The sequence below is a fragment of the Janthinobacterium sp. genome (genome assembly GCF_009923995.1).
In the GTDB taxonomy this organism is placed as follows: Bacteria; Pseudomonadota; Gammaproteobacteria; order Burkholderiales; family Burkholderiaceae_D; genus Janthinobacterium.
Window position 1 is genome coordinate 1 of the sequence record NZ_RFSK01000108.1, and the last position, 7964, is coordinate 7964.

A 7964-nucleotide genomic window follows, 5' to 3' on the forward strand; every position below is an offset into this window, starting at 1 on the left:
CCTCTCGCCTCTCGCCTCTCGCCTCTCGCCTGGTCGCCTGCCTACCTGACTGCCGCCTCCCGGCGATCCGGACCAGGCAGCGCCGGCCGGGAAAGGCCGGCAGCGATCGATGGCGGCCGCTGCCCGGCCGCCACCCGGCCTGCGGCGTTGACCGCCATTTATGGTAATCTTTCACTGAAAAGGTTTTCAGAGCTCTGACAACCAGCCATCTTGACACCGGGAATCACCTTGACCGATAGCGCCCACGCCGCCCCTCCCTCCACCCTGCTCGACGTTGCCCGCCAGGCCGGCGTGTCGCCCAGCACCGTCTCGCGCATCCTCAATGGCACGGCCAAGGTGTCCGACGACAAGCGCGATGCCGTGCTGGCCGCCATTGCCAAAATGAAATTCGCGCCGAACCAGATGGCCCAGGGCCTGAAGAAGGGCCGCTCGATGACCATCGGCATCGTGGTACAGGATATTTCCAGCCCCTTCTTCGACGAAAGCCTGCGCGGCGTGGACGATGGCTTGAAGGGCACGGGCTATGCGTCCGTCATCGTCAGCGGGCACTGGAATGCGCAGGAAGAAGCGGACCGCATCCGTTTGCTGCTGGCGCGCAAGGTCGACGGCATCATCCTGCTGTCGGGACGCATCTCGGACGAGAGCGTGCTCGACTTCTCGCAGCAGCGTCCCATCGTCTCGACGGGCCGCCTGCTGGCGACGAAGAGTGCCATCGGCTTCAAGCTCGACAACGAATACGGCGCCTACCTGGCCGTGCGCCACCTGGTGGAACTGGGGCACCGCCGCATCGCCTTCGTCTCCGGCCCCGCCAACAACACGGACGCGGCCGAACGCCTGACGGGCTACCAGCGCGCGCTGCGCGAGGCGGACATCGCCATCGCCCCGAAGCTGATGGTGGAAGGCGATTTCCACGAAGCGAGCGGGATGCTGGCCATGAACCATCTGTTTGATACGCATCAACAGTTCAGCGCCGTCTTCGCCGCCAACGACCTGTCCGCCTACGGCGTGCGCCTGTGCCTGTACCGCAAGGGCATCCGCGTGCCCGACGATATCTCGCTCGTCGGCTTCGATGACTTGCCCGGCTCGTCCTACACGACGCCGCCGCTGACGACCATCCACCAGCCCCTGTACGACATCGGCCGCATTGCCACCGAAGCGCTGCTGGGCCTGATCAATGGCGAAGCCGTGCAGGCGGCCATTCCCCCCCTGGAACTGATCGTGCGCGAGACCACGCGCCGCGTGCGCTAAGCATTTACCCCATGAAAAACCTGCCGCGCAGCCCGCGATCGGATCGGTGTTGCTCGCTACGGTTTCTCCAGGTGCTGACGCCTCGCCCTATGCCACTGTTTTCCTGAACGAGAATCACTACGCTGCCAGCATCGGCGACGCGTGCCGGAATCTGCAGCAATGGCGCATCCGCTTTACAATAGTGGCTCGTTCAGCAAGAATGCCTGCTTCAAGCACGCTTGGCTCAACCCTCCGGCCGCAGGCCGGAAGACTCCGAACACTCACCACAAAGGGACATCACATGGAACATACTCTGCCACCACTGCCGTATGAAATGGACGCTCTGGCGCCGCATATTTCGAAAGAAACCCTGGAATACCACTATGCCAAGCATCACCAGGCGTATGTCACCAACTTGAACAACCTGATCAAGGGTACCGAGTTCGAGAACCTGTCGCTGGAAGACATCATCAAGAAGTCGTCGGGCGGCATCTTCAACAATGCGGCCCAGGTGTGGAACCACACGTTCTACTGGAACGGCATGAAGCCAGCCGGCGGCGGCGCGCCTACTGGTGCCGTGGCTGACGCGATCAACGCGAAATGGTCGTCGTTCGACAAGTTCAAGGAAGAGTTCACCAAATCGTGCGTGGGCAACTTCGGTTCGGGCTGGACCTGGCTGGTGCAAAAAGCCGACGGTTCCGTCGACATCGTCAACACCTCGAACGCCGGCTGCCCGCTGACCACCGGCGACAAGCCGCTGCTGACCTGCGACGTGTGGGAACACGCCTACTACATCGACTACCGCAACCTGCGCGCCAAGTACGTGGAAACGTTCTGGGGCCTGGTCAACTGGGAATTCGTTGCCAAGAACTTCGCGTAAGCGCGTTCCTGACAACGGAGGACGGAACCTGCCACGGCGCGCGCCGCGGTAACCTTCCCTGAAAAGAAGCCTGTGCTTGCGAGCCGGGCTTCTTTTTTTTTGCCCGGGCAAAAAGTCCCTGCGGCGCATGGCCATTCAATCGAACAAGGCCCCCGCGCCAATTGTTATAAGATGCGAAAAAAACAGCATGTCTCCCTGCGCTCTGGCCTGTTCCACTTGCTGAAAGACAAAAATGAAAAAAATCATGCTTGCCGTGCTGCTCTGCGCCTCCGCTTCCGCCTTCGCCAATTCCGCCTGCGACACGCCGCGCAACGACTTCGACGGCCTGTACTGCCTGAACAAGGTGTACCAGGAAGCGGACAAGGAACTGAACGCCAACTACAAGACCCTCGCTGCCCGGCTCGACGCGAACGGCAAGCAAAGCCTGAAGGCAGGCCAGCTGGCGTGGATCGACAAGCGCAACAAGACATGCTCGAAGCGCGAATCGTCGGGCTTCTATGTCAACCTCGATTGCGCCACCCAGACCACTATCGAACGGGCACAGTTCCTGCAGGACCGCGTGCGCGAATGCGTAAGCGCGGGCTGCCAGAACAGCAAACTGTAAGCCCGTGAGCCTGACCTGCGCCAGCGCAAACGGAGCCGCCGGCGAGCGTCTACACTGAACGCTCCGATTCCTTTTCGATTAATGTCCATGAGCCAGCTTGTCGACATTTCCCTCAGCCACTGGGATGCGAATGCCAGCCCGGCGCAGCAAGCGGCCGCGCTGCAGGCGCTCGAAGACGCCCAGGTCCTCCTGCTGCCCGGCCTGGGTTTTCCCCTGCAAAAGGAAGAATACCCGCTGCTCAACGGCGCGGCGGGCAGCGCCAAGAACATCAGCTGGGATCCCGCGCGCGGCGTGCGCGGCCAGGGCGACGCCTACGATGCGGCCCTGCTGGCGGCGCTGATGCAGCGCTATGCGCGCCAGACGCGCAGCCTGCTGGCCGGCCTGCTGCCCAGCTACCAGGCGCATCTGCAGCAGGGCAAGGGCAGCTTCCGCCCCGTGGAAATCGCCGGCAGGGTGACGTCCTGGCGCAAGGACGACACCCGCCTGCACGTCGACAGCTTCCCCGCCTCGCCCACGCAGGGCCGGCGCATCCTGCGCGTCTTCACCAACATCCACCCGCAGGACGCGCCGCGCGTGTGGAAGCTGGGCGCGCCATTCGAGCAGGTGGCGCAGCGCTTCCTGCCGGCGGCGCCACGCCCGCGACCGGGGCTGGCACCCCTGCTGCAGTGGCTGCACGTCACCAAGTCGCGCCGCACGCCTTACGACCACTACATGCTGCAATTGCACGACGCCATGAAGGCCGATGCCGACTACCAGGCGCACGTGGAACACCATACCCACGCCTTCGCGCCGGGCCAGAGCTGGATCGTCTTCAGCGATGCCGTGTCGCATGCGGCCCTGCGCGGCCAGCATGCGCTGGAGCAAACCTGGCTGCTGCCCGTGGGCGCCATGGCCGCGCCCGGCAAGTCGCCGCTGGCCATCCTGGAACGCCAGTTGGGGCGGCCCCTCACCTAGCCCCCTCCCCTGGCCCCTCATCTCCCTCATCTGGCGCCAGGACGAAACCACCGCCAGGCCAGGCCCAGGTCACGCCGGAATGGCACCGGGATGGCACCGGGATGGCGCCGGAATCGTGCCGGAATCGCATTCAAGCCAGGCTGGCGCCGCCCGGCGTCGGGCCAACAGGCCGTCAAGCCGGCAAGCGTGCCGTCTTGAAACGCCGCCAGGCCCGGTGCATGCTGCCATCCACGCCTTGCGACTGGATGCCCGCCGCCAGGTAGCCGCGGATGAAGGCCGCGTGCAGCAGCAGCTCGGCCTGGCCCGGCTGGCCGTCGGGCAACTGCTGCAGCAGGCGGTCGGCCACCTGCACGTCGTTGAGCCAGCCCAGTTCATCCTGCAGCGCCGACAAGCGCCCCACATACGGTTTGACCGCGCGCGCGTCCAGCAGCGAGGCAAAGAATTCCGTCGCATAGCGCGTCTTCTTGGCCGCGATGCGCACCCGGTGGCGCTGCTGCGGCGTGGCATGCAGCAGGCGCTTGCCGCGCTTCATCAGGCGACGCTGGTCCTTGCGCAGGGTGGCATGGGCAAACGGCGACACGCCCCCGTCCAGCCGCCGCAACTGGCGCGCCGAACAGCCGTCGCGCCAGCCCCGCGCCTGCAGCCAGCGCTGTATGCCCAGCATCCATGCCGTGTAACGCGCCGACATGACGGCCTGGGCGGCCCGAGCGTGCGCGGCGCGCGCCTGCTCCCGCGCCGCCTGCGCCAGCGCCGCCGCATCGGCGGCCGCCTCGCCGTCGATGTGCGCGAGGGTATTGCCAGCCAGCACATCCCAGTCGCGTGCCTCGCCCAGCGCGCCCCCCAGCCAGTCGAGTTCGGTTTTCAGCGCGTCCGGCAGCGCCAGCAGGGTCTTGAACATGCCCAGCGCCGAGCGCAGGCGGCGCAAGCCCACACGCATCTGGTGCAGGCTTTCCACGTCCTCGCCCGCCGCCACGCCATCCTGGTTGCCGCTGACCTGTTCCAGGCAATTGCTGCAGATGGCAAGAAACACCTGTTCCACCGTCATCGCCGCGTCCAGCGGCAAGGGCTGCGCCTTGACCGCTTGCAGCGGCTGCGACGCCGCCAGGCGGTAGCCCCGCTCCGCCTTGCTCATGTGGCCCAGCCGCAACGGCACGTCCTGCAACAGGGCCAGCGCCACGTCGAACAGGCTGGCCGCCTGCCCCTGCTTCAGTTCCAGTTCGATCTCGCTGACGGACACGCTGCGCGGGGCGCCGTCCGCGCCCTGCTCGCCCCGTTCGATCACACCCTGGTCCAGCACACATTCGATCTGGTCGCCCTGCGGCGTGCGCAGCTGCCACACGGTGCGCTCCATGCGCGTGGTAAACACGGCTTGCAGGCCGGCGCGGACGGCATCCTGGCGCAGCAGCGCACGGATGGGCTGCTTGCGCCCGATGGCGGCGTCGAGCGCGTCGAGCTCGGGGGCGGGGCCGGCCACCTCGCCCTCCCATTCGTGGCGGCTGTGCAAGCCGCCGCTGACGGTGCCGCCCGCCTTCAGGGTCTGCACCCAGCGCCCATCCACCTGGCGCACGCGCAGGCCCGCCTGGTGGCGGCACAGCTGCAGGTCGGGCGTATCGACATAGATATCGTGCATGGCCAGCACCTGCGGTTCGGCCTGCGCATACTGCGCCAGCAGGGCATGCACGCGCAGCCGGGGGACGTCCTCGGGCGCCAGCAGCAATTTCAACTCGATTTCCATGACCGCTCCTCGCGAGACTCCTGAACGCCCATTGTACGGCGCCGCCGCACGTGCGCAAGGAGCACGCACGCAGACCTTGATTTTGCGCGAAAATAGGCGATTCATTTACTTTGGAGTTGCCATGACCTACCACGCCGCCGACAACCGCTATGACAGCATGCAATACCGCACGTGCGGCCGCAGCGGCCTGAAGCTGCCGCTGCTGTCGCTGGGCCTGTGGCACAACTTTGGCGACAGCAACAGCCTGGCTTCGCAGCGCGACATGCTGCGCACGGCCTTCGACCTGGGCATCACGCATTTCGACCTGGCCAACAACTACGGCCCGCCGTATGGCAGCGCGGAAAGCAATTTCGGCAAGCTGCTGCGCGAAGACTTCTTACCCTACCGCGACGAACTGATCATTTCCACCAAGGCGGGCTGGGACATGTGGCCGGGCCCGTACGGCCAGGGCGGCGGCTCGCGCAAATACGTGCTGGCCAGCCTGGACCAGAGCCTGCAGCGCCTGGGCCTGGACTACGTCGACATCTTTTACTCGCACCGTTACGACGCCGACACGCCGCTGGAAGAAACCATGGGCGCGCTGGCCACCGCCGTGCAGCAGGGCAAGGCGCTGTACGTGGGCCTGTCCTCGTACTCGCCGCAAAAGACGGCCGAGGCGGCCGCCCTGCTGAAGGAATGGAAGGTGCCGTGCCTGATCCACCAGCCGTCGTACAACATGCTCAACCGCTGGATCGAGGAAGACGGCCTGCTCGACACCCTGCAGGAAGAAGGCATGGGCTGCATCACGTTCACGGCGCTGGCGCAGGGCTTGCTCAGCGACAAGTACCTGGACGGCGTGCCGCAGGATGCGCGCGTCAACCGTCCCGGCGGCGGTTCGCTGACGCAGAAGCACCTGAGCGCGGAAAACCTGGCCCGCGTGCGCGCCCTCAATGATATCGCCGCCCGGCGCGGCCAGACCCTGGCGCAGATGGCGCTGGCCTGGGTGCTGCGCGACCCGCGCGTCACCTCGACCCTGATCGGCGCGAGCAGCAGCGCGCAAATCCGCGAAAACGTGGCCGCGCTGCAGCAGCTGGCGTTCACGGCCGAGGAGCTGGCCGCCATCGACGTGCAGGCCTGCGAAGGCCATATCAACCTGTGGGCCGGTCCGTCGCGGGCGAAATAGGCCGGTGCGTTCAGGGCGGCGACGGCAGCAGCGCGCGCAGTTCCTGCGCCACCTGCCGGCGCCGCTCGGGCGTGGCCAAGGCGCCCACCGCCACCTGCATGCCGCCGGCGCGCAGGTCGCAGATGCGGATCAGCTGGCGCGTGCCCTGCGGCACGACGATGCGCGTGCGCCACGGGGCGAAATGGTGGCGCCGGCACCGTCCCGCGCGCACCTGTTCGACGATCAGCTCGCCGTCGCGCAGGGCGATGTGCTCGTAATCGCGCGCATGGCGCAGGTAGTACAGCAAGGCCACGGCCACCAGGCCCAGTTCGGCAAAGGAAAAGACGGGGATGTACCACAGGCCGCGCAGGGCAAAGGCGGCGGCGATCGCCGTGGAAAACAGGCACAGCACGCCATACGCGCGCAGCAGCTGGCGCGTCGTCAAGGCCCTGTGGCGCGCAAACAGCCATTGCGGCTGCTCGCGCGAATGATCGCGTGGCATGGCGCCTCCCGCAACATCATCGCTACGGCCCTCGCGGCCGCCTGTTTCGTTTCAGACGGGCAAGTTCAATCGCCCAGGTGCACGAGCGCATGGCCCACGTGCTGCCACCAGTGTTCGCGCGACTTGACCTGCTGCAAGCAAGACATATCTATCTCTGCCGGAAACACGCGGTCCTGGCAAGCCCGCGTTGCCAGGGCATGGCGCTGGTTTTCCGCCGCCGCCAGGGCCACGGCCAGCCAGAACGCCAGCGCCAGCAAGATCACCAGCAAGCTCCACGCGAGGTGGTTGGTGGTGCTTTTTTCACCGACGAACTCGCGCGGCCGCGTCTCGCGGTACATCGACATCAAGTCCTTTTCTTTCTCTTCCGACATCTGCGTGTGCATCCTGTGACATCCTATCCTGTGCCGGCCGGCTGGCCATGGCGGCGCGCGCGCCGCCTTGCCTCCATTTTACGCTGATGGCGCAGCGGCGATGGTAATTCGCCGCGGCAACCTACGCCCGGCCGCCCGGATCAGGGCCGCGGCGCCTGCGGCGCGGGGTCCTGCGCATCGGCGTCCTCCGGCGGCTGCACGGGCGCGACGCTCTCCACATGGTCGACATCGATGTCGCCGCCATCGGGCGCCGCGTTTTGCGGCTCCACGCCGGCCCGTTCGCCCGTGCCGGCCGCATCGCTGTCGTTGTCGAGCGCTTCGGCATCCTGGCCCGGCACGCCCTGCATGTCGCTGCCGCTGTCGGAACTGTCGCTGGGCCCCAGGGCGCCCTTGCCGTGGCCGCTTCCCAGGACACGGTCGGGGGTGACGGGCAAATTATCCGGATCGAGTGAACTGCTGCTCATGACTGACTCCCGTTAACAAAAAATCAGCTTACTCCCCTGGCCGGGCTGGCGGCGCACGCCTGCACGGCATTTTCCCCGGGGAAAAT

At 66.4% G+C, this 7964-nt stretch carries 9 protein-coding genes; 5 read left to right on the forward strand and 4 right to left on the reverse strand.

Going from position 1 to position 7964, the window contains the following annotated elements; genetic code table 11:
- Positions 1–228 precede the first annotated feature (228 nt).
- The 4 genes from EBS11_RS27405 (at position 229) to EBS11_RS27420 (ending at position 3665) form a co-directional block, all read left to right on the forward strand.
- Positions 229–1248 carry a substrate-binding domain-containing protein gene (locus EBS11_RS27405; RefSeq protein WP_290608504.1) on the forward strand — a complete coding sequence of 340 codons (1020 nt, stop codon included), beginning with the start codon at positions 229–231 and terminating at the stop codon, positions 1246–1248.
- 280 nt (positions 1249–1528) lie between these two features.
- Positions 1529–2107 carry a Fe-Mn family superoxide dismutase gene (locus EBS11_RS27410; protein ID WP_096234329.1) on the forward strand — a complete coding sequence of 193 codons (579 nt, stop codon included), beginning with the start codon at positions 1529–1531 and terminating at the stop codon, positions 2105–2107.
- 232 nt (positions 2108–2339) lie between these two features.
- Positions 2340–2711, forward strand: a complete 372-nt coding sequence (locus EBS11_RS27415; RefSeq protein WP_290608508.1) for a lysozyme inhibitor LprI family protein — start codon at positions 2340–2342, stop codon at positions 2709–2711.
- A gap of 87 nt (positions 2712–2798) precedes the next feature.
- On the forward strand, positions 2799–3665 hold the full coding sequence (locus tag EBS11_RS27420) for a Kdo hydroxylase family protein (RefSeq protein ID WP_290608510.1): 867 nt from the start codon (positions 2799–2801) through the stop codon (positions 3663–3665).
- A gap of 172 nt (positions 3666–3837) precedes the next feature.
- On the opposite strand, the gene EBS11_RS27425 is transcribed toward EBS11_RS27420, so the two are convergent.
- Positions 3838–5400, reverse strand: coding sequence for a CYTH and CHAD domain-containing protein (locus tag EBS11_RS27425; RefSeq protein ID WP_290608512.1), 1563 nt, complete (start codon positions 5398–5400; stop codon positions 3838–3840).
- Positions 5401–5521: 121 nt separating this feature from the next.
- Between EBS11_RS27425 and mgrA the strand changes: the two genes are divergently transcribed.
- Complete coding sequence (gene mgrA, locus EBS11_RS27430; RefSeq protein ID WP_290608514.1) at positions 5522–6562, forward strand: L-glyceraldehyde 3-phosphate reductase; 1041 nt, start codon at positions 5522–5524, stop codon at positions 6560–6562.
- Between the two features lie 10 nt (positions 6563–6572).
- Here mgrA and EBS11_RS27435 read toward each other — a convergent pair whose 3' ends face one another.
- The 3 genes from EBS11_RS27435 to EBS11_RS27445 all read right to left on the reverse strand — a co-directional run bounded on the left by EBS11_RS27435 (position 6573) and on the right by EBS11_RS27445 (position 7878).
- On the reverse strand, positions 6573–7043 hold the full coding sequence (locus EBS11_RS27435) for a DUF2244 domain-containing protein (protein WP_290608516.1): 471 nt from the start codon (positions 7041–7043) through the stop codon (positions 6573–6575).
- A 65-nt stretch (positions 7044–7108) separates the two neighbouring features.
- Positions 7109–7426 (reverse strand): hypothetical protein, encoded by a 318-nt coding sequence (locus tag EBS11_RS27440; RefSeq protein WP_290608518.1) that lies wholly within the window; start codon positions 7424–7426, stop codon positions 7109–7111.
- A gap of 128 nt (positions 7427–7554) precedes the next feature.
- Complete coding sequence (locus EBS11_RS27445) at positions 7555–7878, reverse strand: hypothetical protein (protein ID WP_290608520.1); 324 nt, start codon at positions 7876–7878, stop codon at positions 7555–7557.
- Between the last annotated feature and the right edge of the window lie 86 nt (positions 7879–7964).

What these genes read in the sequence shown, in the direction of transcription:
- EBS11_RS27410 (WP_096234329.1), top strand. Translation starts at nt 1,529, where the DNA reads ATGGAACATACTCTGCCACCACTGCCGTATGAAATGGACGCTCTGGCG.
- EBS11_RS27415 (WP_290608508.1), top strand. Translation starts at nt 2,340, where the DNA reads ATGAAAAAAATCATGCTTGCCGTGCTGCTCTGCGCCTCCGCTTCCGCC.
- EBS11_RS27420 (WP_290608510.1), top strand. Translation starts at nt 2,799, where the DNA reads ATGAGCCAGCTTGTCGACATTTCCCTCAGCCACTGGGATGCGAATGCC.
- EBS11_RS27425 (WP_290608512.1), bottom strand. Translation starts at nt 5,400, where the DNA reads ATGGAAATCGAGTTGAAATTGCTGCTGGCGCCCGAGGACGTCCCCCGG.
- mgrA (WP_290608514.1), top strand. Translation starts at nt 5,522, where the DNA reads ATGACCTACCACGCCGCCGACAACCGCTATGACAGCATGCAATACCGC.
- EBS11_RS27435 (WP_290608516.1), bottom strand. Translation starts at nt 7,043, where the DNA reads ATGCCACGCGATCATTCGCGCGAGCAGCCGCAATGGCTGTTTGCGCGC.
- EBS11_RS27440 (WP_290608518.1), bottom strand. Translation starts at nt 7,426, where the DNA reads ATGCACACGCAGATGTCGGAAGAGAAAGAAAAGGACTTGATGTCGATG.
- EBS11_RS27445 (WP_290608520.1), bottom strand. Translation starts at nt 7,878, where the DNA reads ATGAGCAGCAGTTCACTCGATCCGGATAATTTGCCCGTCACCCCCGAC.